Raw genomic sequence first — 26934 nt, 5'->3', positions numbered from 1 at the left:
GGGCATGATCGCCCTTTGTTTGGTACGATATGGCACGTAAAGTATCAAATACGTAACCTATCGTCTTATATGGAGAGTGGAATGGCGGATCGACTGGCCGGCTTGCTCCGGCACTACTCGCTTTCGGCGCGCGTTTTTCACAGCGGCGCCTTCTGTGGGCAGCATCATTACGCGGCGCCGCATGGCTATATCCATCTGGTGCGGCGCGGCCCGATTACGGCGCGTTCGCCCGTGCATGAAGATCTGCTGGTTACCGAGCCGAGCCTGCTGTTTTATCCGCGCGTGGCGTCGCATCGTTTTGTCGCCGCCCCCGGCGATACCGCTGAGCAGTTGTGTGCGGAGGTCGACCTGGGCGCTTCGACGGGCAATCCGTTGGCCATGGCCTTGCCGTCGATGCTGCTGATTCCGTTGGCGGACTTGCCCGGCCTCGGGCCGACGCTAGAGTTGCTGTTTGCCGAAGCCGAGCGCGACCAGTGCGGTCGGCAGGCCGCCATCGACCGCTTGTGCGAGTTGCTACTGATCCAGTTGCTGCGTTATCTGATGGATGGGCGGCTTGGCGCCACCGGACTGCTGGCGGGCCTGGCCGACCCGAAACTCGCGCGCGCCATAACCGCCATGCACGATGCGCCGCAGACCGCGTGGTCGCTCGAGGCGCTGGCGGCGAAGGCGGGCATGTCACGCGCGCGCTTCGCCGCCGCGTTCAAGGACGCGGTGGGCGTCACGCCGGGCGACTATCTGGCCGACTGGCGGATGAACGTCAGTTGCACCCTGCTCAAGCAGGGGCGGCCGGTGGCGGTGGTGGCCGACCGCGTCGGCTACGGCAGCCCGAACGCTCTGGCGCGCGCCTTCCGCGTGCGCATGGGCTGCGCCCCGCGCGACTGGCTGGCGCAGCAGCGCGGTGACGCGGCGCTCAGCGGTTCGTGAGTTTGAGTTCGATTCGCCGGTTCTTGGCGTAGGCGGCGCCGGTGTTGCGCTCGTCGAGCGGGTGAAATTCGCATCACGCCGGAACAACTGGCGGAACTCCAGGTGGCGATCCGTCAACGGCTGGTCAGTCTGTTCGTGCGGCGCGGCCGGCTGGACAAGGCTGAGTCAGTGGCGCAGGTAGCTGGATGACGCTGTCCCGCCCTGAGCCGACGCTCACAGGCGGGGATTTCCAGTGTCGTCATTGTCGGCTATTGGCCGGCAGCAGCCCGTCGTTGCCTGATGGATCCAACCCCTCCGCTGCTATAGTGCAGTCGGCTTCTGACGTTCAGTGCAGCCGTCTTCTGAAAACGACACGTGCGCAGGCAACCGGCCACGTCATCGAAACGGATTTCGGCGCGTTGCACCTTCTCGCCGTGCGGGCCATCGGCGCGGGTGCGCTTGTAGATCGTGCCGACCTGGCGGCCACCGGCTTTCTTGGCGGCTTCAACTTTCGCCAGGTTTAGCGGGTTCATCATGCCGAGCAGCTTCTTTGTTTCGGCGGCCGTGTGCCAGGTGACGCCGTGCGGCTTATCTTCCACCAGGTCGGCAAAGATCGACGTGCGGGCCGGAGGCGCCGGCAGGCGCCACCATTCCCAAGAGCTTTGCGCACGCTTCGAGAGCTTGCCGTAAGCCTCGACCAGCGCGGACGGATGCCATTCCCCTTCCGGGCCGCTGGCGACCAGGGCGCGAGGAATTGGCGAGGATTTGCGCACGCCGATGATGAACAGCCGTGGCCGCGACTGCGGCAGGAAATGAACGGCGTTAATGACCACGGCACCGAACCGATAGCCGTTGTTCGACAGGGCCGAGCTGATCGCGGCAAAGTCTTTGCCATCGTGCGAGCTAAGGGCGCCGCATACGTTTTCCAGCACCACCAGGCGCGGCGCTCGATCTTCATCCCCCAGGGCTTTGATGAGCTGCCAGAACGGCCAGAAAGTGCCGGAGCGGTCGCCTTTGAGGCCAGCACCGGCACCGGCTAGGGAAAGGTCTTGGCAAGGGAACGAGGCCCAAGCCAGGTCAGCGCCGGCCGGTAGGTCGGCCGTAGTCAGTGCGGCCACGTCGCCGACGCGCAGATGATCGGTGCCCCAATTCGCGGCGTAGCTGGCCGCCTTCTTTGGGTCGAAGTCATTGGCGAGCAGGCATTGCCAGTCGGGGCCAAGGCCAGCGCGGGCCATGCCGCCACCGGCGAAAAATTCATAAAAATTAGCCATTGGCTCCCCCTGCACCTTGCGGGTGCGATGACGAAGCGAGACGCCCCAGGCGTTCCGTCACGGCTTCGGTAATCCAAGTGTTGCGCGATACGCTGCCGGCCCGGCGCGAGCATTCGGCATCAATGGCTTTCAGCACCTCGGGAGTGAGGCGCAGATTGATACGTTCCAGCGCACTAGAGCGCGAATCTTTGCGGTCGGCTTTCATGGGCGCCATTGTGGCGCCATCGTGGCTCAAGGCCAAGGAATTTATTGTAAACGTCGCATAAGTCCTAAGTTGTGCGACAGCTTGCCGCTGTCGTTTTCAGAAGACGACCGCACCATCTGACTGGATGTAACGCCTGGTGTGCATACGGCTCCTGACAGCCCAATATCAGGAGTCGTCTGCACCAATCTCGACTATGCTCAATACTCGTGTGCACCAAAGCGAGGTTTGGGCATGACATCAGACACTCCACCGATGATGGTGCGCTTGTCGCGTTTCAACGCCGCCTCTTCCCGGCGTTCGGCGCGCCGGAACATCTGTCCGATCAGTCGTTCGAACATTACCACGGCATCGTCGGTCAGGGCCACCTGCGTTTCGATGACGGTGGCGATCAGAACAGCCCGACGACGGATCGGGTTCAGGACGGAAAGATGTTGCGCGGTAAGCCGGACGCCCTGCTGGTTGAGACGGCGCAGCCGCTCGGGATGGACCGGAGCCACGACTTCAGGGGCCAAGCCGATTGCGCGGAGTGCGGACAACCGCTCAAGAATCGCCGCGAAGGAACGGCGCCCAGGCCTGCCGGGCGGTTGGCGAATCCACGCAAGAGTGCTGATCCGGCCTTCATCGTGCTGCAGCAACAGCGAATCCAGCAGGCCGCATTGTGCCGAGGTCAGATGGACCGTCAGCAAATCGCCCACTTTCCGCTCGGCGTCGAGCAGGGCCTTGCTCACCATACGTTCCAGGGATGTGATGCCGGGCACGATTATCCGCCGTCTCCGGAATTCCTCGATCAAGATCCGCGCCAGATCGATTCCGCCGGTCATGGTGAGGGCGATCGGCAGGAGCCAGGCCTGCAGTTCAGCCTGGATCGGACGGCTCAATTGGCGAAAACCGAATACCTCGCGCAGCGTGTCGAGTTGCTCGTACCGGGTGGGGCCGCGCGTGGCATAGTCCGCAAGTAGGTCCGGCGCGATGCCGAGCTGATCCCCGACGAACCTGAGAGGAGCATCGGGGATGAATTCGCCGGGCTTCAGCAGCCGGCCGGGATAGCGCAAGGCACAGAGCTGTAGCGCAAAACCGAGACGGTTGTGGGGACGCCTTCGGCTCGTGATGGCGCGCAGATCGTCGACACCGAGCGTCCAGTACCGCACCAGGTCGGCTTCGTTTTCGGGCAAGGCGAACAATTCGGCATGTTGCGCCTCGGTCAGGACAGAACGGCGGGGCATCTAGTTAGGCCTTGGCTGGCCCCGTCCAGCCAATCCGATCGAGCGTGCCGATGAGGGTCGATCGGGGCACCTTGAAGGACCGGCACACTGACGCTTTGCTTGCACCAGCATTGAGTGCGTCCGTGATCTGCTCGATCGTCTCCGCGTCGATGCTCGGCGGTCGACCGCCGCGTCTGCCCCGGCGCTTTGCCGCCGCCAGTCCCGCCATCACCCGCTCGCGCGTAAGCGCGCGTTCATATTGAGCAAGCGCGCCGAAAAGCGAAAACAACAATTCTCCGTGGGGCGTGGTTGTGTCCATCTGCTCCGTCAGCGATTGAAAAGCCACGCCCCGGACTTTCAGGTCGGTGATAATGGTCAGCAGGTTGGCCAAGGATCGCCCAAGGCGGTCGAGCTTCCAAACGATCAGGGTGTCGCCTTCCTTCAGGTATTCCAGACACGTCTTCAGGCCGGAGCGATCATCCCGGGCGCCCGATGCCTTATCGGAATAGAGATGGCGTTCATCGACGCCGGCGGCGAGCAGAGCATCGCGCTGGAGGTCGACCGACTGGCGGTCGTCGACCGATGAGACACGCATGTACCCGATGAGCATGTACGACAAACCCCTGGATCAATGTTGTCGCACAGTAGGTCAAAGCGACAGGGTTTGTCGCGCATAATCAGCCGCGATCATGGAGCTTCAATCCGTTTGCGTCGTCCCCTGTCGGGAAACATGCGGTTTCCGACATGGCAGCATTGCGCCCCAGTTGGTCGCTCCGGACCTAATCCAACCGCTCTAACATGACGAATGGACCACCGCAGTCTATGCCAGTCAGCGGCCGGAGGCGACAGATGGCGATCGGGAAACCCCTCAGAATCTCAAGCTGGTGTAGGCGCCGAAGTAGTTCCCGTATTTGCCGCCAACGCTTTCCAGCGACTTGCTCGGCATGAAATAGCTGTTGGCCACGCCGAATTGCAGGCGCTTGGTGGCCTGCCATGATATGTCGATTTCCATGGCGGTACCGATCCGCCGAGCGGAAGCGGACGCAAACGATGCACCGGCAGGCCCGACGTAAGCGCCGTCTGCAATGCGATGGCGCCAGTAAAGTTGGGCCCCGGTCACAATCGTCACCGATCGCGCCGGCTTCAGCGTAAGCGTTGGGTTGAGGTTCATCAAATTTGAGTAGTTGAACAAACCACCGGCATTGAGCATCTGATAACGAGGCGCAGGCGCGACAAAGGTACCCAGCGTGTCATTACCGGCGTTGCCGTCGCCGCTAAATACATTGGCTCTGAGCCCCAGGCGCGGCTGAAGGGCAACCTTGGGGAAGGTATAACCACCATCCATCATCATCGCCCATGCGCTGATGTCCTTGGTTCCAAAGCGACCGGACTGGTAGGTACCTTCCACGTCGAGATCCCAGGTCGCAGTGCGCTGCCACAGCCTCGCACCCCAGCTGCTACGGTTCTCGGAGGCCCTGCCCTGAGCGTTCAATGCAGTGTCACGCTTCACCTGGAACCAGTACCCGTCGACGCCAAAGCCAGCCACCACGTGCGGAGCGCTGACGTAAACGCCGTGGAATGACTGTGTGTGGTTAGGGGCATTGTTGAATTCGCCGTCCTTAATGTTTACGGGGCGAACGGCGAACGTGTCGACAGAGATCTTGCCGGGAAGGGCATAGGTCGCGCGCAGGCCCTGATAGAGCACACGCTGATTGACACCGTCCCGCAGCGTGACAAGCTTGCCGTTGCCAAGCGGCATTTCGAACCGACCAGGACGCAACGTCAACTTTCCAGCTTTGCCGAGCGGCACCGTCACATCGAGGAACGCCTGCTCGACGTCGAAGGGCCCCCGGTTCGGCGGAGTGACCAGGCTGGAACCGTACTCACGATTGTCGCCCAGTTCCACAAAGGCCCGGACGTGCGGCCCCATGTGCAGATCGGCCAGCAGTCGCAAGCGACGCTGCACCGGGTCATTGGCGTCATTCGCAGTGCGCCCGGCATTCTGATGATCCCAGGCGGTGTAGTATGCGCGCGCCTCACCGCCGAGGGAGAGGTATATGTCATCCGAGCCGATCGGGATGTGCTTGATCCTGTCGATCAATGGCGCATCCTTGCTGACGGGCTGCGACCAGTCCTCCGTCCAGCGGATCGCCTGGGGAAGGTTCGGCGTTCCCGTCTGCCCGCCGGGGACCGCCACGGCAGCGCGGGGCTGCGATCGTGGGGGGCGAACACCGGGTTGCGCCTGGCTGCCCATCGGGCCACCTGCGGACTCGTCCTCGGTGCTGGCCGGAGGCACCGATTGCGCCAGGGCGACAGTCGACCCGGTCATGATCGCTGCTCCCAGCAGACAGCCGCACACGATCGTCTTGGAACCTTTCAACACAGCCTTCTCCCAGACGACGCCCCTGTCTGCCGCAGTCCAGCAGCCCCACAAGCGAGGTCGTTCACATCATTTTGAAGTTCTGTCAATGCCGGGGTAAAATTGTGCAAGATTCCGGTGTAAGAGTGTACCAGTTGGATTGAACAAAAAGCCTCTTGTCGAGGCGGTGCTTTCACGTCGTCTCTCCGGCCGTGACGGCCAGTGGCAGGACGAGGGCGCTGGCGAGCAGAGCGCCGGTGAGTGCGATTTTCATCGTGTTCTCCTTATATGCCTATGGAGATCAGACGGCGACCACGGGGAAATCCACCGTGGGGTCGGCGATGTGGTTGGTGTAGTTGGTGAGCGTGTTCAGCGCGACGTTGGCGATCACTTCCAGTATCAGGCCGTCGTCGAGCCCCGCGCGGCGGTAGTTGGCCATGGCGTCGGCCGACACCACGCCGCGTTGCTCGACCAGCGCGCGGGCAAAGCCGGCGATTGCATCGTCAAGTGCGTTGGCCGCCTGGCCGGTGCGGGCCGCGGCGATGGCCTCTGCCGACAGTCCGGCACCTTTGCCGATCAGGGTGTGTGCGCTCAGGCAATACTGGCAGCGATTGGCTTGAGCGGCAGCGAGCGCAACGATCTCGCGCTGGGAGGCATTCAGGCGGCCGGTGCCCAGCGTTTCGGACAAGCCGAGGTAGCCATTGAGCGCCGCCGGCGCGTGGGCCAGCGTGGCGAACAGGTTCGGCACCATGCCAAGCTTGGCTTTGACGGCCTTGAGTGTGGCAGCGGTAGCGGCGTCAGCGGTGTCGATGGTCAGGGGGGCGATTTGGGTCATGTCTATCTCCGTAGTGGGTGAGGTGCAAGAGCACGTGGGCATGATCGCCCTTTGTTTGGTACGATATGGCACGTAAAGTATCAAATACGTAACCTATCGTCTTATATGGAGAGTGGAATGGCGGATCGACTGGCCGGCTTGCTCCGGCACTACTCGCTTTCGGCGCGCGTTTTTCACAGCGGCGCCTTCTGTGGGCAGCATCATTACGCGGCGCCGCATGGCTATATCCATCTGGTGCGGCGCGGCCCGATTACGGCGCGTTCGCCCGTGCATGAAGATCTGCTGGTTACCGAGCCGAGCCTGCTGTTTTATCCGCGCGTGGCGTCGCATCGTTTTGTCGCCGCCCCCGGCGATACCGCTGAGCAGTTGTGTGCGGAGGTCGACCTGGGCGCTTCGACGGGCAATCCGTTGGCCATGGCCTTGCCGTCGATGCTGCTGATTCCGTTGGCGGACTTGCCCGGCCTCGGGCCGACGCTAGAGTTGCTGTTTGCCGAAGCCGAGCGCGACCAGTGCGGTCGGCAGGCCGCCATCGACCGCTTGTGCGAGTTGCTACTGATCCAGTTGCTGCGTTATCTGATGGATGGGCGGCTTGGCGCCACCGGACTGCTGGCGGGCCTGGCCGACCCGAAACTCGCGCGCGCCATAACCGCCATGCACGATGCGCCGCAGACCGCGTGGTCGCTCGAGGCGCTGGCGGCGAAGGCGGGCATGTCACGCGCGCGCTTCGCCGCCGCGTTCAAGGACGCGGTGGGCGTCACGCCGGGCGACTATCTGGCCGACTGGCGGATGAACGTCAGTTGCACCCTGCTCAAGCAGGGGCGGCCGGTGGCGGTGGTGGCCGACCGCGTCGGCTACGGCAGCCCGAACGCTCTGGCGCGCGCCTTCCGCGTGCGCATGGGCTGCGCCCCGCGCGACTGGCTGGCGCAGCAGCGCGGTGACGCGGCGCTCAGCGGTTCGTGAGTTTGAGTTCGATTCGCCGGTTCTTGGCGTAGGCGGCGCCGGTGTTGCGCTCGTCGAGCGGGTGAAATTCGCATCACGCCGGAACAACTGGCGGAACTCCAGGTGGCGATCCGTCAACGGCTGGTCAGTCTGTTCGTGCGGCGCGGCCGGCTGGACAAGGCTGAGTCAGTGGCGCAGGTAGCTGGATGACGCTGTCCCGCCCTGAGCCGACGCTCACAGGCGGGGATTTCCAGTGTCGTCATTGTCGGCTATTGGCCGGCAGCAGCCCGTCGTTGCCTGATGGATCCAACCCCTCCGCTGCTATAGTGCAGTCGGCTTCTGACGTTCAGTGCAGCCGTCTTCTGAAAACGACATTTAGATCGATATGTGATAAATTGGCCTGCCAGTTTAAGATGGGTGCATTTGAGTATGCCCAAAGGAGCCCGCAAGTATGCGCAGGACGAAGCCAGTAGCCGCGCCGATGGTGGCGCGGGTCTATCTGCGCGTCAGCACCGACGCGCAGGACTTGGAACGCCAAGAGGCGATCACTACGGCCGCGAAGGCCGCCGGCTACTACGTCGCCGGCATCTACCGTGAGAAGGCATCCGGCGCACGCGCCGACCGGCCTGAGCTGCTGCGCATGATCGGCGACCTACAGCCCGGCGAGGTGGTCATTGCCGAGAAGATCGACCGCATCAGCCGCCTACCTTTGCCCGAGGCCGAGCGCCTGGTGGCCTCGATACAGGCCAAAGGCGCACGCCTGGCCGTCCCTGGCGTGGTCGATCTATCCGACCTGGCGGCCGAGGCCCAGGGCGTCGCCAAGATCGTGCTGGAAGCCGTGCAGATCATGCTTTTTCGCCTGGCCTTGCAGATGGCCCGCGACGACTACGAGGACAGGCGCGAACGCCAGCGCCAAGGCATTGAGTTGGCCCGCCAGGCCGGGCGGTACAAGGGCCGCCGTGCTGATCCGAAGCGCCGCGCCCAAGTTGTCGCGCTGCGCAAGTCCGGCTACAGCATCAACAAGACCGCCGAGCTGGCCGGGTACAGTGCGGCCCAGGTGAAACGGATATGGGCCGAGGTCAGCCAGGCCGAAGCGAAGCAGCACGGCGCGTTCGTGGAGGACGCATTGACGGAAGCCGATGCCCTGGCCGCTGTCGGCCAGGATGAGCGCCAGGAGGAAAGGGCATGAAGAAGCCGAACCAAGACGACGAGCCGTTTTTCATCACCGAGGAGATTGCGGCCGAAATGATCGCCGGCGGCTATGAGTTCGAGCTGCCGCCCATTCCTTGCACCATCCGCCTACGCGACGTGCTGGAGCGCATGACCGATGCTGAGCTAGCATTGCAGCCGGGCGAGATCGCCGACCAGGAGCGTGAACGCTGCCGGCGCAAGCCGTGTTCAACCTCATGATCTGGTCATGGTATTTTTCATGGCACTGAGCCTGATAGTTCTTGCAAATTGTTGTCACTAAAGGGTTTTGTGTGCTTGTTTACAATCGAGTGGGAGTGACGGGCACTGGCTGGCAATGTCTAGCAACGGCAGGCATTTCGGCTGAGGGTAAAAGAACTTTCCGCTAAGCGATAGACTGTATGTAAACACAGTATTGCAAGGACGCGGAACACGCCTCATGTGGCGGCCAGGACGGCCAGCCGGGATCGGGATACTGGTCGTTACCAGAGCCACCGACCCGAGCAAACCCTTCTCTATCAGATCGTTGACGAGTATTACCCGGCATTCGCTGCGCTTATGGCAGAGCAGGGAAAGGAATTGCCGGGCTATGTGCAACGGGAATTTGAAGAATTTCTCCAATGCGGGCGGCTGGAGCATGGCTTTCTACGGGTTCGCTGCGAGTCTTGCCACGCCGAGCACCTGGTCGCTTTCAGCTGTAAGCGTCGCGGTTTCTGCCCGAGCTGTGGGGCGCGGCGGATGGCCGAAAGTGCCGCCTTGCTGGTTGATGAAGTACTGCCTGAACAACCCATGCGTCAGTGGGTGTTGAGCTTCCCGTTTCAGCTGCGTTTCCTGTTTGCCAGCCGGCCCGAGATCATGGGGTGGGTGCTGGGCATCGTTTACCGCGTCATTGCCACGCACCTGGTCAAGAAAGCGGGCCATACCCACCAAGTGGCCAAGACGGGCGCGGTCACCCTGATCCAGCGTTTTGGATCGGCGCTCAATCTGAATGTTCACTTCCACATGCTGTTTCTCGACGGTGTGTATGTCGAGCAATCCCACGGCTCAGCGCGTTTCCGCTGGGTCAAGGCGCCGACCAGCCCAGAGCTCACCCAGCTGACGCACACCATCGCCCACCGGGTGGGTCGCTATCTGGAACGGCAAGGCCTGCTGGAACGGGATGTCGAAAACAGCTATCTGGCCTCGGATGCGGTGGATGACGACCCGATGACACCCCTGCTGGGGCACTCGATCACTTACCGTATCGCTGTCGGTTCACAGGCGGGGCGAAAGGTGTTCACTTTGCAAACTCTGCCGACCAGTGGTGATCCGTTCGGTGACGGGATTGGCAAGGTAGCCGGGTCCAGCCTGCACGCCGGCGTGGCGGCCAGGGCCGATGAACGCAAGAAGCTCGAACGGCTGTGCCGGTACATCAGCCGCCCGGCGGTATCCGAGAAGCGGCTGTCGTTAACACGAGGCGGCAACGTGCGCTACCAGCTCAAGACGCCGTACCGGGACGGCACCACGCACGTCATTTTCGAACCATTGGATTTCATTGCAAGGCTGGCCGCCCTGGTACCGAAGCCCAGAGTCAACCTAACCCGCTTCCACGGGGTGTTCGCACCCAACAGTCGGCACCGGGCGTTGGTCACGCCGGCAAAACGGGGCAGGGGCAACAAGGTCAGGGTGGCTGATGAACCGGCAACACCAGCACAACGGCGAGCGTCGATGACATGGGCGCAACGGCTCAAGCGTGTTTTCAATATCGACATCGAGATCTGCAGCGGCTGCGGCGGCGCCATGAAAGTCATCGCCTGCATTGAAGACCCTATAGTGATCAAGCAGATCCTTGATCACCTGAAGCACAAAGCCGAAACCAGCGGGACCAGGGCGTTACCCGAAAGCCGGGCGCCACCGGCTGAGCTGCTCCTGGGTCTGTTTGACTGACGAGCCTGAAGGCCAACGATACCAATCAAAATGCTGCGTTCACAGCGCCGCGGCAGGGATCCGCCGTGCTGGTTGTCGGAAAAGGAGCCGCTAGTGGGAAAGAGGAGGGTAAATTTTCAGCGTTGCTGGCTCCCCGTCAGCCGGATTGGGTTGCATCGCAGGGGTGTCGAAAGAGTCAACTGCGGTCCAAAGCTGTTGGACTTGGGTGAAAAGGGCGTTTATTCTTCCTATACGTTGTCGGCAGCGGGCCAAAAAGGAATACGTCCATGCCCATCGAGGTGAAACCGGCTGTGAGCGCGGGTTCAAGCATATAGCCCGACAGGCGCGTATCCTTGCCGATCACGACACGATGGCGGTGGTCACCGCGACGAAAGACACGGCCAGCCGCCATGCCGACGCGCAAGGCGGTTTCCGCCGTCATCGCGCCTTCGTTGGCTTTGCCACGAATACCGTCTGTGCCGAAATATTTGCGCACCATAAGGTCGATTATCCTGTCGTCGGGTCGCCCTCAAAGGGGACATGCCTGCTGAACCGCGAATATAGAGAAATATCCCGAATGTGCAGTTAACGAATTCTTGCGGTTTCTTTCAGCGCCGCCAATACCGCCAGCCCGTCGCGCAAGGGGCGCGGCTCGTGTGTGCGGATGAAGTCAGCTCCACCTGCGGCGGCGGCAAGCTCTGCAGCGAGTGTCGCGGCCCCGACATCCCCCGGACCACGGCCTGTGAGCGCGCGCAGAAAGGATTTGCGCGAAACAGACAGAAGCACCGGCAAATCGAAGCGCAGCCGCAATTCATCGAACCGCGCCAGCACCGAGAGCGAGGTTTCGGGAGCAGCCCCCAGAAAAAACCCCATGCCGGGATCAAGGACAAGGCGGTTGCGTTTGATACCGGCACCCGTCAGCGCCGCGATGCGCGCGTCAAAGAACGCCGCAATGTGATCCATGATGTCGCCAGCGGGTGCCTCGCGCCGATCTGCCTGCCCGTCTTGCACCGAATGCATAACGACGAGTTTGGCAGATGATTTCGCCAATTGCGGATAGAACGCAGCGTCTGGAAAACCGCGAATATCATTGAGATAGGCCACACCACGCGACAAGGCATAGGCTTGCGTCGCGGGTTGATAACTGTCGAGCGAGACGGGAATGCCATCTGCCTTGAGCGCGTCCAGCACCGGCGCGATACGCGCGATTTCTGTGTCGGACGAAACAGGCGCGGCGTCGGGATTGCTGGATGCCGGACCGAGGTCGATCACATCTGCCCCCTCGGCCATCAGCTTACGCGCCTGCGCAATGGCTGCGTCTGGCGCCAGATACCGGCCTCCATCGGAGAAACTGTCCGAGGTTATGTTGACGATGCCGAAAATGATGAGCGATTTATTCATGGGGGCTTCTATAATAATAATAATCGAGCATGAGTCTCATACGGATGCTCGGGTCGAAAGGGAATCCCCAGGCGAGTAACCTGTTTGCGGTGATCCATTAGCTGCAGGAGCAGAAGAGTATACATCTGGAAGCAAAGCCAGGAAAGCGGCCTATGGAGCTGTGCGGCAGCGCTCAGTAGGCAATTTTTCAAAATATTGTTAAGCCTTTTCTGAGCATGGTATTTTTCATGGTATTACCAATTAGCAGGAAAATAAGCCATTGAATATAAAAGATAAAAATGTCTTGTTTACAATAGAGTGGGAGTAAAGTCAGTCCATGGTGTTGGGCACCCGTCCATTGAACAAATTTGTGTTGAAACAACATCAGCACAACGCAGTCGACGAGCGTTTCATGCACGAGGCCCTCGCGCAGGCGCGTCTGGCCGCCAGTGAAGGCGAGGTACCCATCGGGGCCGTGTTGGTGTGCGATAACGCGGTGCTGGGCAGGGGGCGCAACGCACCGATTCGACTGAACAACCCTTGCGCCCATGCGGAACTTCAAGCGATTCAGGAAGCGTGTCAGCACTCGGCCAATTATCGCTTGGGCTCAGCGGCCACCCTTTACGTCACCCTGCAACCCTGTTTAATGTGTCTGGGTGCCATTTTGCACGCACGCATTGGTCGTGTGGTGGTGGGCAGTCCGCAGTCCCGTTTTCATGACAATCTGGCTCAAACCTTGAGCTTATTCGATGATTCAGAGGCTTGGCATGGCTGCCGTTTTGAAACTGGCTGCATGGAAGCCGCATCCACCGATTTGCTCAGCGCGTTTTTTAAAGCGAAACGTCAGGGGCGCGAGACGACCCTGCGACAGCTTAAACAGCTGGCTGACCTGCCCAATGTGAACAAAGACACTGTGGTGCTGCTGAATCAATTGGGGTTGCACAGTGGCGGTGATTTTTTGAAGCCAGATCTGGCGCAACAAACGAGACGGCTTCGTGAATTGGTTCTAACGCTAAAAGCCCAAGGCAATCGGATTCAGGCTGCGGTCATCGATAGCTTGTGTGATTATTTGGACGGTGAGCCTGTACGATCGTGGAAGGACTATGTATGAACAAGGTGTGGGTGTTTTCTCCCAGTGGAGCCATCATCGATACCGAGGCCTACCAGCGCGGGCTTGATGCCTTGCGGGTGGTTGGCTTTGACGTCAGTGAGTCGCCCGAGGCTTGTTTGCGAGAGCAGCGCTTTGCCGGCAGTGACGAACAACGTTTGCAAGCGATTGTGGACGCAGCCAATGCGTCTGGGGCCCAACTATTGATGGCCACACGCGGTGGCTATGGTTTAACGCGTTTGTTACCCGGGTTACCATGGGCCACCCTGGCCGAGCAGCTGCGTTCGCACGGTCATGTGCTGTGCGGACACAGTGATGTAACGGCTTTGCAATTGGGTTTGATGGCACAAAGTGCCATCCCACTCCAGTTGTTGCATGGCCCCATGGTGTGCTTTGACTTTGGTGGGGCTGAGGGTATTCACCCCACCACGCTACGGCACTTCCAAACAGCTGTTCATGACGGACGTGTTGAGATTGATTGGGAATGTCAGCGGGTCAATCCCCTTGTCCAAGGTGATCAACTGGAGGTTATTGGGCCGGTGTGGGGTGGTAACCTGGCCATGTTGTGCAGCGTGTTGGGCACGCCATGGTTACCGGCCATCACGGGTGGCATTTTGGTGCTGGAGGATGTCAATGAACCTGTTTACCGAATAGAACGAATGTTGTTGCAATTGCAGCAGGCAGGCATATTGGGGCAGCAACAAGCAGTACTGGTGGGTCAATGTTCGGAGCCTGCACCGTCCCTTCATGATGGTGGGTACGCATTGCCCGATGCGATTGCTTGCGTTCAAGCAGCGCTGGATCGAGAATCCCGCAGCAACAACACAAAGCGCGTTCCCATACTGACCGACTTTCCATTTGGGCACACCACACCCAAGGCTTGCTTCTTTCAAGGCGTGGAGGGAAAGTTGACGGTGGATGCCAGCCGTGGCATTGCCTGCCGCTTGACCCAGAACTTGTGAAGGTTGCAAGGTTGGTGCGTGTATAATGCGCACTTCCTGAAAATTCCCAATCTCTCAGAGACTTATGCTCACAGCAGCGAATATCACCATTCAATTTGGTGCCAAACCCCTGTTTGAAAACATCAATGCCAAATTTGGCGAAGGCAACCGCTATGGCCTGATCGGTGCCAATGGTTGCGGCAAATCCACCTTGATGAAAATTCTGGGCGGCGACCTGGAACCTAGCCATGGCACGGTGGTGGTGGATCCCAATGTGCGCCTGGGTAAATTGAGCCAAGACCAGTTTGCATTTGAAGATTTCAGGGTACTGGATGTGGTGATGATGGGCCACAAGGAAATGTGGGCAGCCATGACCGAGCGGGATGCGCTGTATGCGAACCCAGAGGCTACAGATGAAGATTACATGCGCGCTGCTGACCTGGAGACTGTCTATGCCGAGTACGGTGGCTATGAAGCCGAGGCCAGGGCAGGGCAATTGCTGCTGGGTGCCGGCATCCCAACTGAGCAGCACACGGGTTTGATGAGCGAGATCGCTCCGGGCTGGAAGCTGCGGGTGTTGTTGGCCCAAGCGCTGTTTTCGAAGCCAGACGTGTTGCTGCTGGACGAACCCACCAACAACCTGGACATCAACACCATTGCCTGGTTGGAAGACGTGCTGAACGAATATGAAAGCACGATGATCATCATTTCCCACGACCGTCACTTTTTAAATGCGGTGTGCACCCACATGGCCGACCTGGATTACGGCACGCTGCAAATTGTGCCTGGCAATTACGACGACTACATGCTGGCCGCAGCACAGGCCCGTGAGCGAGCACAAGCCGCCAATGCGCGTGCCAAGGAACGTATTTCCGATCTGCAAGACTTTGTTCGCCGCTTTGCCGCCAACAAATCGAAAGCTCGACAGGCCACCTCGCGCCAGAAACAGATTGAAAAAATCAAGGCCGATACGGTGGTGCTCAAACCGTCTTCTCGGCAAAACCCCTTCATTCGGTTTGAGCAGACCAAGAAGATGCACCGCTTGGCGGTTGAGCTGGACACTGTCAGCCACAGCTACGGCGACAATGCCGTGATCAAACGCTTAAGCCTTATGATTGAAGCTGGCGATAAAGTCGGCATTGTGGGTGGCAACGGAACCGGTAAAACAACCTTGCTCAAGCTGCTGGCGCAAGTGATGCAACCCACGGCGGGTGAAGTGAAGTGGTCCGAAAATGCCAACCTGGGTTACATGGCGCAGGACGTGAGCGATGAATTTCAAGCTGGCCTGAACCTGACCGAGTGGATGGAGCGTTATGGCCAGGACGGCGATGACGACCAAGCCATTCGCAGCATTTTGGGCCGCTTGTTGTTTAGTCAGGACGACATCACCAAACAGGCCAAGGTGTGTTCAGGCGGGGAGAAAAACCGCTTGGTCTTTGGTCGTTTGATGCTGGGCCGCCACAACGTGCTGTTGATGGACGAACCCACCAACCACTTGGACATGGAAAGCATTGAAAGCCTGCAATATGCGCTGGAGAAGTACGAGGGCACCGTGTTTGTGGTGTCTCATGACCGGCAGTTTATTGAAGGCATCGCCACCCGCATTATTGAAATGCGGGAGGACGGAATCGTGGACTACCGGGGCACGTTTGACGAATACCGTCAAAGCCAGGGCCTGCACTAAACCGTTCAGATCTTCTTCACGAGGCCACTGGCTTTACCTTGGCTGCAGCCCGCTTGGCTTTCAGGCGGGCTTGCTCGACATCGGGGTCGCGGGCCAGGGCCACGCCCATGCGGCGCTTCAAGAATGACTCTGGCTTGCCAAACAGGCGAAGGTCCGTACCGGGCTCGGCCAAGGCATCCGCAACACCCTCGAAGGCAATGCCTTGCTTGTCCATGCCGCCGTAGATGACTGCGCTGGCACCTGGGCTTTTTAGGCTGGTGTCGGTGGGTAAACCCAAAATGGCGCGGGCATGCAGCTCAAATTCGTTTTGCCACTGGGTGATCATGGTCACCATGCCAGTGTCGTGAGGTCGGGGGCTTACTTCCGAGAACCACACCACATCGCCCTTGACAAACATTTCCACCCCAAACAGGCCCGTGCCGCCCAAAGCTGTGGTTACTTTATCGGCCATGGCTTTGGCAGCCTCCAGCGCCTTGGGGCTCATGGCCTGCGGTTGCCAGCTTTCGACATAGTCACCGCTCACTTGAATGTGCCCGACAGGCTCACAGTAGGAGGTTTCAATGGCCTTGTTCACCGGGTTGCGGCTGCGCACGGTCAGCAAGGTGATTTCATAATCGAAGTGAATCACCGACTCCACAATGACGCGGCCTGCATTCACCCGCCCGGCAGAGCCTGCATAGTCCCAAGCCGCTTGTAATTCATGGGGGCCGTCCACTTTGGATTGGCCTTTGCCCGACGACGACATCACCGGTTTGATGATGCAGGGGTAACCCACCGGCGCGGCGCCATTCAAACCGATTTCTACAGCCTTCTTTAGGGTTTCAAAATCGTCGGCAAATGCGTAGTGTGAGCAAGCCAGCGACAATTCCTCGGCAGCCAGTCGGCGAATGCCTTCCCGGTTCATGGTCAGCCAGGCCGCATTCGCAGTGGGCACCACGCGCACCACGCCTTCGGCTTCTAGTTCCTTCAGGGCAGGGGTGGCAATGGCCTCAATTTCGGGCACCACAATGTGCGGTTTTTCCTGGGCAATGAGGGCTTTGAGCTGTGCCGCATTGGTCATGTCAATCACATGAAAGCGATGAGCCACGTGGTGCCCCGGGGCATTCGGGTATCGGTCCACGGCAATCACCTCCACGCCCAGGCGCTGGAAGGCCATGATGACCTCCTTGCCCAGCTCACCACTGCCCAGCAGCATCACTTTGATTGCGTTGGCTGCCAGTGGGGTACCGATCTTTTCGGGAAACTGGATGGAGGTGGGTGAACGGCTCATGAACTTCTCACTGTAAAACTGGGTGAATGGCCACTATTTTAGGGCAGGGCAGGCGACTCTTCCTGCGGCGGGTGTGACGCTTCATCAAAAAACACCACCAACAGCACCAAGAGCACCGGACCAATGATTAGCCCCACGATGCCCATCGTAATCACGCCACCAAACACGCCGAACAACACCGCCAAAAATGGCAGGTGTGTGCCGCCTTGGATGAGCAAGGGCCGAACAAGGTAGTCAGCCACCATCACAATCAGCATGCCCGCGCTCATCAGCACAATGGCTTCAGCGCCATGGCCGCTGAGTATGAGTACCATGCCCAGAATGCCCAACAAGGCAGGTGCTGCCATGGGAATGAATGCTATCAATGCCGTTGCCGTGCCCAGAATGACCGGTGCAAACACGCCGCAATAATAAAACAGCACCGACAACACAACAGCCTCAGCGAAGCTGACAATCACCAAACCGTTCACCGCCGCGCGCAGTGCTGGCGGCATGTGCGAGACATAGGGTTTCCAGCGCGGGCCAAGCCATTCAGTGCCGATTCGGTTCATGCGAACCGTCAGGGCCGAGCCATCTCGATAAAAAAAGAACAGTACCCAAAGCGCGAAAAACAAGGTGGCGACACGACCGAAGAAATCCAGAACCAGCACAGAGGCTGTTCGCTGCACCAACCCGAGGGGTTGAGACAAGGTGTCCCTCAACAAACCAGAAATTTGCCGCGGAATGGACAGGTATTTTTTCCAAGTTACGGCCAATAAATCACCAAACACAGGGACCTGTACCAGCCACTTGGGCGTGGGAATACCTTTTTGATCTGCCGTGCGCAGAAAAGTGAGCAACTCCAGAATATCGGTCACCATGAAGGCGAACAGACCAATCATGGGTCCGACCAACAGCAAGGCCACCACCAGTGTGGTGGTGAATGCAGACAGGTTTGGGCGACCGGGTAATTTTGAACGAATGCGGCAGTGAAGGGGCCAGAATGCTGTAGCAATAATGCCAGCCCACAAAATGGCTAACAAAAAAGGCGATAGCACCACCGTTGCACCGAGGATGATGAGCACCGTGAACAAAATGCTGATGAGGGTTTTGGGTTGTTTTAGGTGCTCGGCCATGTCAGCACGTTCAAGTAAGATGCGTTAATCGGTGAAAGCACCGAATATGCAGTGAATTGTATCAACCGGTCTGTGACAAAACCTGAGAGCCCATGAAAAATAGTTTGCGTGTTGCCTTATTCCCCGCGGTTGTGTTGTTTACAACCCTGTACAACCAGTCCACCTGGGCCGACGCATGTGAGAAACAGCCAGCGGTGAATTTGAATGCTTCTGCATCAGAGGACGTCATCAACGACATGGTGCGATTGAACTGGACCATCCAAGTGCAAGGTGCCAGCGCCAACGAGGCGATGTCTGCAGTCAACAGGGCACTGCAGCAGAGCGTGGCAACGCTGTCTGCCAACAAAGACATTCAGAGGCTGCGCAACAACATCCAGACCTATCCGCAATATGGCAAGCAACAAATGATCAGCACTTGGCAAGCGGTGGGAACACTCAGTTTTGAAATGAATGTACAGGCCCTGAACAGCAAAGGCGCGCTCAAGGTGGCAGACGGCTTGGTGTTGAGTAATCTGGACTACTTCCCGAGTGAGATGCAAACACTGGCCAGCAGGGCACGCTTGCTTGATGAGGCCATGAAGCAGTTTCAATCCAAGGCCGACCACGTGGCCAAGGGCTTCGGAAAGTCAGCCTACAGCCTGGGTGAAATTTCCGTGAACGATGAGGGTGGCGCACGCCCCATGCCGTTGATGGCCAGGGCCTACGCAGCAGCCGACAGCATGTCCAAATCAGTTGAGGTGACCACCGCACCGGGCAGCAGCCAGGTCAGCGTATCGATCAATGGGCGGGTTTGCCTGAAGCCTTGAATGGAATGATGCGCGCTGCGGGCGGTTGCTGCAGTGCCGCTTGGTCCGCAGACATGCGAGGGCTTGCCGGCCGCGAATGGGTCGGGTTGTCGACACCAACAAGGCGCAGGCTATTCGGCCGGGCACTGTTGTCAAATTCAGTGGCCGCGGACAACTGTTCAAACTCTTCCAATTTTTCGCGAAGTTTGCCAAACGATTCCCACATCAGTTTATTGGCCTCCAAAGCGGACTGAAGGGGGCTTTTGGCCCGCAGTGCGCTCATCCGAATGCGAAACAGGGTTTGCTCCAATGCCGGCCGATTGTCCTCGGGCGCCTGTTCAACAAACCGGGCCAGTACGGCTTCTTTCCGGGCGTTAAATGCATCGGGGTCGACCTGGTACAAATCAGCCCATTCCTTGAAATCGAAGTCAGCCATCACAACTCCCGGCTGAGTTGCCTCAGCGATGTGGTTTTGCCCTCGTCTTCGGTGCCCATCAAAAACGCGTGTACGGCTTTTTGAAGCGCCCTCAATCGTTTCGTTTTTAGGTTAAGCTCCTGTTTAAGAGCTTCGTTCTCTTCGATGAGTCTGTCAACCAGTGTCAAAGTTTCAAACTTCGACCCCAGTTTTTCTACAGATGCTGCGTTGTTGTCTAAACTCATGGTCGTTGAACTGTGTCCCTTTTTCACTTGTACTGCGCTCGCGTCCATTTGGTTTTAGTGCCGTGCCTCCAGCCATTCCAAAAACAAATTATTTGCTGATGTTGACTCCATTGATTCTTCGCCGTTCCCGAACCATCGCGGTGTGCACGCTATTGGCTGTCTGTTTTATCCACAACGCCCAGGCCCAAACACCCGTTGGCGAGGTTAGCCGCTGTGAGCAAAGCCTGACCCAACAGCCGGTGCCTGTTACCATTGAAACTTGCCGAGAGGAGCTGGCTGCTCCGGTGAGCACCCTGAAGCGGGTTAATGTGCTGGAAAACCTGGGCAAAGCGTATTTGTCTCAAAACGAGCCGGATTTGGCGATGTCCACCTGGCGGGAAGCCGCCCAGTACATTGCGCTGGACCGAAAAAATCCGTCGGGCTCTGAGCAATGGGCCCGGCTGCAGGTATTGGTTGCCCAAACCCTGGTTCAAGTGGACAAAAGCAAGGACGCCGAAGCCATGTTCATGAACACGGCCGAAAGGATTGACCGTGAAATTGGCCGTTTCACCATGCCCGCAGGCATTGTTCAAGATGCATTGGGCAGTTTTTACGCCCTTCAAAACCAAGCTGCCAAGGCTGAAGAGGCCTTTCGAAAAGCACGCATCATTCATGAAATCCGCCTGGGCAAGATGCACCCCAAAACCATTGAAACGCGCATGAACTATGCGGTTGGATTGCTGGACATGGGCCAGGAACCCGAAGCCAAAGCGGAGTTTCAAGTGTTGGCCGATGTGATTGCGAATCATCCGGACTTCCAAAACCAGCCCATCAAAGCAGAGGTTTTGACCTTTCTGGGCACTTTGCAAATGCGTGAGGACGATTTGGTGAGCGCTGCCAAGAACTACCAGACCGCCTTTGAAGTTCGGCAGGCAGCCTTCGGGCCGGACGATGTCCGGACCAGTCAATCTCTGAACAATTTGGGTGTGGTGTTGTACCGTGCTGGCGACCTACAACGGGCTGAAAAGGCGTTGAGCCGGGCTTACATCATCCGCAAAGACGCGTTGGGAGACACCGATGCCCTGACTTTAAGTACCCAGAAAAACCTGCAAGCGGTGATTGCAGCGCAAAATGCTGCCAAGGGGCCAACCATTATTCAGCAATCAACACCCCCCAAAAAACCCTAAGACTAAACCGAGTTACGCTTTGGGTGCCGATAATGATTTGCGCCGCTTGCGCAAATCACGCACCTCATACACCGCAACCAGTGACAATGCAGCCAGGGCACAGCCGATGGCACCGAGAACGCTGGGGCTTGCTACTTCGTAGTTGATGTAGTCAACCAATCCATTGACCAATAAACCAGCACCAACAATGATCAGCGTGAGTACGCCAGGGTACGATGTCAGTGATTTCATGAGAACCTCCACAACTGCAAATTACTAACCAGCGGGTTAGCAAATGAACTGTATCAGTACTCAATGGTATTTTTTTGAGTTTGCTCTCTAACGTTGTTTCTTTGTCAATTCAAACAGTTAGGGCATTTTGTCAGGGGGTTTTCCCCAATCCTGACTGACGAAGCCGTCGCATCAACAGGCCCATGGCACACAAGCCGCCCAGGGACAGTGCACCGCCGCCGCCCCCGCCGCTGGTGCCACCGGAGCCACCCGACTCTCCCACAGAACCGCCCGTTCCACTGCCGGTTCCACTGACTGCTGGGGAATCCAGACCCGCTGCACCGTTAAGGAGTGGCGAGAGCAGACTGGCCAACAAGGTCGGCGATGTTGCACCTGAATCAGCCACCGTAACAGAGAGCGTGGAGGATCGTCCGCCGGGTGCGCTGGCTGTCAGATCAAAGCCCAGAACGCCGACGGGGGCCGTGATGTCTGTGCTCAGCCCGCTGCTGCTCAGGGTTGGCGACGCAGTGGAGCCACTTGCGCGCACAACATTGGCGATGGTGTAGGCGACACTGTTGACTTCCTGGCCAGTGGCATTGGTCGAGCCGCTGGACAGAAATGTTCGTGTGCCGCCCGGGGGAATCACGCTACCGGTGTTGGAGAACAAATTCGTTAATCCACCTGCAGCGACGGTGTTGATCAGCGCGGAGACATCCAACATACCGGCGCCACACGCGGTGCCGTTGCAGTTACAAGCGGAGCCGTTGTTGGCTGCGCTGCATGTTGCAACACCCGCTGCGGTAATGAATGGGCGGGCAGTGGCCTTCAGTGCTGACTCTACTGTTGCAACTGAGGCTGATGGGTTGAGCGACCAGTACATTGCAGCTGCGCCGGCCACCATGGGCGCTGCAAAACTGGTTCCGATTTTGGAATTGTATGTGTTGGTCAGCGGGCCGTAGACCCCCGTGTTGGAGGCGCTCCAGATGGGATAGGCAGCGTCGCCACCCGGTGCTGCCATCTGAACCACGGAGCCAAAATTGCTGTAATTGGCTTTCAGTCCCTCCTGATCCAATGCCGCAACGGCAAAGGCACCCGGGCAATTGGCCGGTGAGTCGACTGCGCTTCCGTCATTGCCTGCCGCAACCACCACCAATGCACCCGCATTTCGCGCTGCAGTCACCGCTGCACCTTCAATACTGGACACACAAGCGCCTTGCGATCCCAAGCTCAGGTTGATGACCTTGGCAGGAAACGGGTTGGTCGGAGCGCCGGCAACAGGCAGGCCTGCTGCCCACCGAATGCCATCGGCCAGGTCACTGGAGAAACCACCGCATTTGCCCAATACGCGAACAGGAACAATCGATGCGCTCCAGTTCACGGAAAACACACCTTCGCTGGCGATTGGGTTTCCGGCTAGCAGGCCCGCCACAAAAGTGCCGTGCCAGGATGAGTTGCTCAAGCCGGAGCAGGCGGGGTCTGCGGCCAGGTCGGTGAGCGATACGCCATCACCAGGATCGGTCGGATCGTTGTCACGACTGTTGGCACCAGTGCCTTGGTTGTCAGCACCAATCAGCGGATCGGCAATCATGTCGTAACCTGGAAGCAGGTGGCCTTGCAACATGGGGTGATCAGGCAATACGCCGGTATCCAGCACTGCAATAATGCTTGGGCTGCTTCCATGAAAACGAGTCCAGAGCGCTGCCGAGTTGATGGACGCTGGCTGGGCGCTCAGGTCCTGGTGGTACCAGGATCTCGACCGTCGACTGAAATCCAATCCGTTGAGCAATCCGACCAATGGGGATTGGGCTGTAAGGTGAACACGGCGATCTTCGGCAACAGCGACCACGTCTGGATCGGATTGAATACGATTCAACAGACTGGGCAGGTCGTCATCGGAAACGCGGGCAACGACACCGTTGTTTGCAAATGGCCGAACCATGCGCATCGTGCGCTTGTGTGCTTTGGCCAAAACATCCAATCGGGATTGCAACTGGCCTTGCTGATCTTGCAGGCTCATGGCCTGAGCCTGATTGGCACCTTGCTTGAACTGGATAACCAGTCGGTGTTCTCCAGCCACTGCAATTGCGCTGCCTGCAAACAGGAGGGCACCTGCCAAGCATTTCCCCCAACTACCCCAATGACTGCGCATGCTGACCTCTAAAAAACCGATGGCGTATCGGCATAATACTGACAGACGCCGTGGAATGGATTCAGCGCTTGAGTAAAATCAGCAAGGCAATATTGCTCAGCAGCAGCACAAAGCCAATCCATTGCCAAACTCGCACGGGATTTCGTCGAATCAACGGTTGTTTTGGTGCCATACGTACAAACACAGTGTCAGCACGTTGCAGTGCAATCAACAATTCCTCGGCCGTTTCAAAACGCTCCGCCGGCTCAACACTGCATGCCTTTAATATCAGTTGCTCTAACCAAACCGGAATGTCGGGCCGCCAGCGGGTGGGGGGCGTAGCGTGCCCAAAACGGGGGCTTTGGAACGGCTCAATTTCCCCATACGGGTATTTTCGGGTGAGCAGATGATAAAGGGTCACGCCCACGGCATAAAAGTCGGATGCCGTCGACCCACTGTGACCAGTGTCCCTTTGAAACCACTCGGGCGCCATGAAGGAGGGCGTTCCTACACGCTCCAACTGGTGTGGCTGATCACTTTCCCCCAAAGCCAGGGAAACACCAAGGTCCAACAGGCGCAACACGCCGTCGGTGCCCAAATGCAGGTTGGCGGGTTTGATGTCACGGTGGATGATGTCCATGCGGTGCAAAGCCGCCAATCCACGGCAGAGCTGAATGCCAAGCCCAATGGCCTCCTGGACCGTAAAGTGTTGCCCACGGTCCAGGCGTTGTTGAAGACTGGCGCCAGGATGCCAGGCCATGAGGAAATACAGGCAACTGCGTTGCTCGGCGGGCAACACGTCAGGCAAATGTTTGCTGATCAACCGTTTGCCTCGCCATTCTTCCAGAATGAGCACCCTGGACAACACCGGTAAGTCACCGTGATCCGGTTGCAAGGTTTTCAACACCATGGTTCGTGTGTTGGCCACATCCCGCACTTTGTACAACAGCGTCTCTCTGGACTCGTGCAACAACTCTTCAACAACAAGTCCGTCCAGCATCTGTCCAGGTTTCAAGCGCCCAGGCGGCAGCAACAGCGCTTGCTCCTGCAGCGCGTCAACCAGACTCTGCTCGGGAAGTGCCACGATGTCGATTACCACGCAGGATGCATTGTCCTGCCCCCCATTGGCCAAGGCCATCGACACCAGCGCAGAGCTGGCAGTCTGTGGGTCTTCATGGCTTAGCAGAACCTCCTGAAGTAGGGGGGAAGGCAAGGGCCCCCACACCCCATCGGTGAGCAGTAAAAAACGGTCACCAGCCATCAGGGTGCCTTGCTCAACATCAATCAACAATCGGGCGTCCAGTCCAATGGCCCGGGACAACACACCCTTGAGTTCGGGATGATCCCACGTATGGTCATGGGACAGTTGCGTCAACTGACCGTCGCGCAATCGGTAAGCCCGACTGTCCCCAATGTGGGCCAGTAGATAACGCTCACCCCGAAACACCAAGGCAGACAAGGTGGTTGCCATGCCGCTGACTGCCGCATTTCTGGCACCTTCAGCCAACACCCAACGGTTCAGTGCGTTGAGCACGGTCTCCACGGATTTCGCAGTGCTCCAGGTCTCTGGTGTGGCGTAATAGTCGCTGAGCAGTCCACGCACGGTATACTCAGCAGCCTCCCGACCGCCCCGGTGTCCACCCAAGCCGTCAGCCACTGCAGCAATGACGCCTTTGGTCACCAAATCACGACCTGTGGGTGTGGCCACACCGCAGAAATCCTCATTGCGGTCACGAGGCCCTGTGCGTGTGGCGTGGCCCAACGCCACTTGAAGGTATTGCTTGCGTTGAATGATCAAATCCTCGCAGCAGTGAGGTGACTGGCACCCCAGGTGGTGCGCCAACGTTTTTTAACCTGCGTCAAACCGAGCAATGCACACAGAGACAATACGGCAAATACTGAAAAACCGACTTGATAACTGCCCGTCAGTTCTCGTGAATATCCCAAACTGGAGGCGAGGTAAAAACCACCCACACCACCGGCCATGCCCACCAGGCCGGTCATCACGCCAATTTCTTTTTTGAAGCGCTGCGGCACCAGTTGGAATACAGCACCATTGCCCATGCCCAGTGCCAGCATGGCCAACACAAATGCGATCAACGCCATCCACGCCATGGGCAATCCCACACTGACCACAGCCAAAAAGAGGGCAGCCAAGACATACATGACACTCAAGGACTTGACCCCGCCGATGCGGTCAGCCACTGCACCGCCGACCGGGCGCACCAGAGAGCCGGCAAAAACACAGGCTGCCGTGAAATAACCAGCCGTTTTGGCATCCAGCCCATATTGAGTGTTGAAATAGATCACCAAGGACGACGCCAAGCCAACAAAACCACCAAATGTCACGGCGTAGAAAAACATGAACCACCAGGCATCCCGGTCTCTCAGCACATCAAGGTACTCCGACAAGGTTTTGGCGGCTGGTGCACCCGGTGCATCTTTGGCAACCGCACAAAACACCACAAACACAACACCCAACGGAATCAGGGCTAAACCAAACACATTGGTCCATCCGAAAGCCATTGCAAGACTTGGGGCAAACAACGCGGCCAGTGCCGTTCCGGAGTTGCCTGCGCCAGCAATGCCCATCGCTGTACCCTGATGCTCTGCCGGATACCACCGAGACGCCAAGGGCAGGGCGGCTGCAAACGACGAACCCGCCACACCCAGGCAAACCCCAAAAACAAGCACGTCGTGAAATGAGTGAAGACCGACCAGCCAGGCGTATGCCAGGGCACCCATCACCACCAATTGACCAATGATGGCCGCCTTTTTCGGTGACAAACGATCGACCAACACACCCATGACTAGACGCAACAACGCACCAGCCAGTACCGGGGTGGCCACCATCAAGCCTTTTTGGGCGTGGGTTAAACCAAGGTCCTTTGAAATACCGATGGCCAATGGTCCCAACAGAACCCAAACCATAAAGGCCAAATCGAAATACAGAAATGCTGCAAACAAGGTGGGCGTGTGCCCAGCCTTGAGAAATGATTGCTTGCCCATGCTGATGATTGCTCCATCGCAAATTAGAAACGAAAAAAGGCGCCGCACATGCCAACCCTCAAATTGGGCTGGAATGTGGACGCCATAGTCCGGTTGTGCGAAACGACGCACACGAAGGTTCACCGTTGAACCATCAATGATCAAACCCAATGCAAAGACCGGGCCACCTGAATAAGCCAGGTCAACCGCGCGACAAAGCACCAAGGCAAAGCAAAAACACGAATGAAGGGCACTAGGGCGGTGCATGGGTGCACCAGAGGGATTGATTGATGTGTAGTAGTTTACATAATACAAATTATACGCATGAATGATGGATGTTGGGGGGACCCGAGTGACCCCCACCAAAACTGAGGATGCTGAGCAGCGTGGGTGCGGCCGACAATCCATTTGAGCAGTGTCAATCCCAATTCATTTTTTCCACGGGTGTATCGAATGTACAAGTTTCTGTTTGTCGCATTGCTAGGATCTGCCGTTTTTCCAGAATGGCCTGTCACAGTGGTTCAACAAGGTTTCTCCGTTGTGCACACCCTGGAAGGCACCACACAAATGGTGAGCTCCGCCTTGAGATAAATCAAACAAGTTGAAGATGGTGATGGCATGCATGACGTGAATTGGTGCTGATTCGCCCCTTTTTTGCGGTGTTGTGGAACGGACGCTATTTCATAGACTGT

The 26934-nt window shown here is 58.3% G+C and carries 24 protein-coding genes and 2 pseudogenes; 10 read left to right on the top strand and 16 right to left on the bottom strand.

Annotated elements, in window-relative coordinates; all coding sequences use genetic code 11:
* Positions 1-81 precede the first annotated feature (81 nt).
* Positions 82-924: a helix-turn-helix transcriptional regulator gene (locus NQT62_RS05945; RefSeq protein WP_003830784.1), complete on the top strand. Its 843-nt coding sequence runs from the start codon at positions 82-84 to the stop codon at positions 922-924.
* 248 nt (positions 925-1172) lie between these two features.
* Here the strand turns inward: NQT62_RS05945 and NQT62_RS05940 are convergent, their stop codons facing one another.
* From NQT62_RS05940 to NQT62_RS05915, 6 genes and pseudogenes are all read right to left on the bottom strand, one after another.
* Positions 1173-2174 (bottom strand): DNA cytosine methyltransferase, encoded by a 1002-nt coding sequence (locus NQT62_RS05940; protein WP_011347534.1) that lies wholly within the window; start codon positions 2172-2174, stop codon positions 1173-1175.
* Positions 2167-2379 (bottom strand): hypothetical protein, encoded by a 213-nt coding sequence (locus tag NQT62_RS05935; protein ID WP_041855125.1) that lies wholly within the window; start codon positions 2377-2379, stop codon positions 2167-2169. The genes NQT62_RS05940 and NQT62_RS05935 overlap by 8 nt, the downstream gene beginning before the upstream one ends.
* Positions 2380-2621: 242 nt before the next feature.
* A pseudogene (locus NQT62_RS05930) lies at positions 2622-3602 on the bottom strand (DUF4158 domain-containing protein); the annotation flags it as partial.
* A 4-nt stretch (positions 3603-3606) separates the two neighbouring features.
* Complete coding sequence (locus NQT62_RS05925; protein WP_070427539.1) at positions 3607-4191, bottom strand: recombinase family protein; 585 nt, start codon at positions 4189-4191, stop codon at positions 3607-3609.
* 258 nt (positions 4192-4449) lie between these two features.
* Positions 4450-5961 (bottom strand): alginate export family protein, encoded by a 1512-nt coding sequence (locus NQT62_RS05920; RefSeq protein WP_256763746.1) that lies wholly within the window; start codon positions 5959-5961, stop codon positions 4450-4452.
* A gap of 280 nt (positions 5962-6241) precedes the next feature.
* Positions 6242-6775, bottom strand: a complete 534-nt coding sequence (locus NQT62_RS05915) for a carboxymuconolactone decarboxylase family protein (protein ID WP_003830783.1) — start codon at positions 6773-6775, stop codon at positions 6242-6244.
* Between the two features lie 117 nt (positions 6776-6892).
* Between NQT62_RS05915 and NQT62_RS05910 the strand changes: the two genes are divergently transcribed.
* The 4 genes from NQT62_RS05910 to NQT62_RS05895 all read left to right on the top strand — a co-directional run bounded on the left by NQT62_RS05910 (position 6893) and on the right by NQT62_RS05895 (position 10828).
* Positions 6893-7735: a helix-turn-helix transcriptional regulator gene (locus NQT62_RS05910; protein ID WP_003830784.1), complete on the top strand. Its 843-nt coding sequence runs from the start codon at positions 6893-6895 to the stop codon at positions 7733-7735.
* Positions 7736-8165: 430 nt separating this feature from the next.
* Positions 8166-8903 (top strand): recombinase family protein, encoded by a 738-nt coding sequence (locus NQT62_RS05905; protein ID WP_001366550.1) that lies wholly within the window; start codon positions 8166-8168, stop codon positions 8901-8903.
* Positions 8900-9124 carry a hypothetical protein gene (locus NQT62_RS05900; RefSeq protein WP_000743213.1) on the top strand — a complete coding sequence of 75 codons (225 nt, stop codon included), beginning with the start codon at positions 8900-8902 and terminating at the stop codon, positions 9122-9124. Before NQT62_RS05905 ends, NQT62_RS05900 begins: the two co-directional genes overlap by 4 nt.
* 219 nt (positions 9125-9343) lie before the next feature.
* Positions 9344-10828, top strand: coding sequence for an IS91-like element ISCR2 family transposase (locus NQT62_RS05895; RefSeq protein ID WP_256763745.1), 1485 nt, complete (start codon positions 9344-9346; stop codon positions 10826-10828).
* A 235-nt stretch (positions 10829-11063) separates the two neighbouring features.
* On the opposite strand, the pseudogene glmM reads toward NQT62_RS05895, so the two are convergent.
* A pseudogene (gene glmM / locus NQT62_RS05890) lies at positions 11064-11306 on the bottom strand (phosphoglucosamine mutase); the annotation flags it as partial.
* Positions 11307-11392: 86 nt separating this feature from the next.
* The gene (gene sul2 / locus NQT62_RS05885) at positions 11393-12208 is read right to left on the bottom strand and encodes a sulfonamide-resistant dihydropteroate synthase Sul2 (protein WP_001043260.1); all 816 of its coding nucleotides are present in this window, start codon (positions 12206-12208) and stop codon (positions 11393-11395) included.
* A 316-nt stretch (positions 12209-12524) separates the two neighbouring features.
* Between sul2 and NQT62_RS05880 the strand changes: the two genes are divergently transcribed.
* The 3 genes from NQT62_RS05880 (at position 12525) to NQT62_RS05870 (ending at position 15920) form a co-directional block, all read left to right on the top strand.
* Positions 12525-13298, top strand: coding sequence for a nucleoside deaminase (locus NQT62_RS05880; RefSeq protein ID WP_256763744.1), 774 nt, complete (start codon positions 12525-12527; stop codon positions 13296-13298).
* Positions 13295-14257 (top strand): LD-carboxypeptidase, encoded by a 963-nt coding sequence (locus NQT62_RS05875; RefSeq protein ID WP_256763742.1) that lies wholly within the window; start codon positions 13295-13297, stop codon positions 14255-14257. Before NQT62_RS05880 ends, NQT62_RS05875 begins: the two co-directional genes overlap by 4 nt.
* A gap of 64 nt (positions 14258-14321) precedes the next feature.
* Positions 14322-15920 carry an ABC-F family ATPase gene (locus NQT62_RS05870; protein WP_256763741.1) on the top strand — a complete coding sequence of 533 codons (1599 nt, stop codon included), beginning with the start codon at positions 14322-14324 and terminating at the stop codon, positions 15918-15920.
* A 16-nt stretch (positions 15921-15936) separates the two neighbouring features.
* On the opposite strand, the gene purT is transcribed toward NQT62_RS05870, so the two are convergent.
* Both purT and NQT62_RS05860 read right to left on the bottom strand, forming a co-directional pair.
* On the bottom strand, positions 15937-17190 hold the full coding sequence (purT, locus tag NQT62_RS05865) for a formate-dependent phosphoribosylglycinamide formyltransferase (RefSeq protein WP_306173573.1): 1254 nt from the start codon (positions 17188-17190) through the stop codon (positions 15937-15939).
* A 38-nt stretch (positions 17191-17228) separates the two neighbouring features.
* Positions 17229-18305 (bottom strand): AI-2E family transporter, encoded by a 1077-nt coding sequence (locus NQT62_RS05860; protein ID WP_256763740.1) that lies wholly within the window; start codon positions 18303-18305, stop codon positions 17229-17231.
* A gap of 92 nt (positions 18306-18397) precedes the next feature.
* On the opposite strand from NQT62_RS05860, the gene NQT62_RS05855 reads away from it, so the two are divergent.
* Positions 18398-19111 (top strand): SIMPL domain-containing protein, encoded by a 714-nt coding sequence (locus NQT62_RS05855; RefSeq protein ID WP_256763739.1) that lies wholly within the window; start codon positions 18398-18400, stop codon positions 19109-19111.
* Here NQT62_RS05855 and NQT62_RS05850 read toward each other — a convergent pair.
* Together NQT62_RS05850 and NQT62_RS05845 are read right to left on the bottom strand one after the other, a co-directional pair.
* The gene (locus tag NQT62_RS05850; RefSeq protein WP_256763738.1) at positions 19083-19526 is read right to left on the bottom strand and encodes a DUF3135 domain-containing protein; all 444 of its coding nucleotides are present in this window, start codon (positions 19524-19526) and stop codon (positions 19083-19085) included. The genes NQT62_RS05855 and NQT62_RS05850 overlap by 29 nt on opposite strands.
* Entirely contained in the window at positions 19526-19750 is a 225-nt protein-coding gene (locus NQT62_RS05845; RefSeq protein WP_256763737.1) for a hypothetical protein, read from the bottom strand. The genes NQT62_RS05850 and NQT62_RS05845 overlap by 1 nt, the downstream gene beginning before the upstream one ends.
* A 98-nt stretch (positions 19751-19848) precedes the next feature.
* Here NQT62_RS05845 and NQT62_RS05840 point away from each other — a divergent pair, with 98 nt between their 5' ends.
* Positions 19849-20916, top strand: a complete 1068-nt coding sequence (locus NQT62_RS05840; RefSeq protein ID WP_256763736.1) for a tetratricopeptide repeat protein — start codon at positions 19849-19851, stop codon at positions 20914-20916.
* A 12-nt stretch (positions 20917-20928) separates the two neighbouring features.
* Here NQT62_RS05840 and NQT62_RS05835 read toward each other — a convergent pair whose 3' ends face one another.
* From NQT62_RS05835 to NQT62_RS05820, 4 genes are all read right to left on the bottom strand, one after another.
* Entirely contained in the window at positions 20929-21147 is a 219-nt protein-coding gene (locus tag NQT62_RS05835; protein WP_256763735.1) for a hypothetical protein, read from the bottom strand.
* Between the two features lie 130 nt (positions 21148-21277).
* Positions 21278-23242: a S8 family peptidase gene (locus NQT62_RS05830; RefSeq protein WP_256763734.1), complete on the bottom strand. Its 1965-nt coding sequence runs from the start codon at positions 23240-23242 to the stop codon at positions 21278-21280.
* A 94-nt stretch (positions 23243-23336) separates the two neighbouring features.
* Positions 23337-25052 carry a bifunctional protein-serine/threonine kinase/phosphatase gene (locus tag NQT62_RS05825; RefSeq protein ID WP_256763733.1) on the bottom strand — a complete coding sequence of 572 codons (1716 nt, stop codon included), beginning with the start codon at positions 25050-25052 and terminating at the stop codon, positions 23337-23339.
* Positions 25049-26263 carry a nitrate/nitrite transporter gene (locus NQT62_RS05820; protein WP_256763732.1) on the bottom strand — a complete coding sequence of 405 codons (1215 nt, stop codon included), beginning with the start codon at positions 26261-26263 and terminating at the stop codon, positions 25049-25051. The genes NQT62_RS05825 and NQT62_RS05820 overlap by 4 nt, the downstream gene beginning before the upstream one ends.
* Positions 26264-26934: the final 671 nt, after the last annotated feature.

It is taken from the genome of Limnobacter humi (assembly GCF_024518835.1).
Taxonomy (GTDB): Bacteria; Pseudomonadota; Gammaproteobacteria; order Burkholderiales; family Burkholderiaceae_B; genus Limnobacter; species Limnobacter humi.
This window is presented reverse-complemented; position numbering and strand designations above follow the sequence as displayed.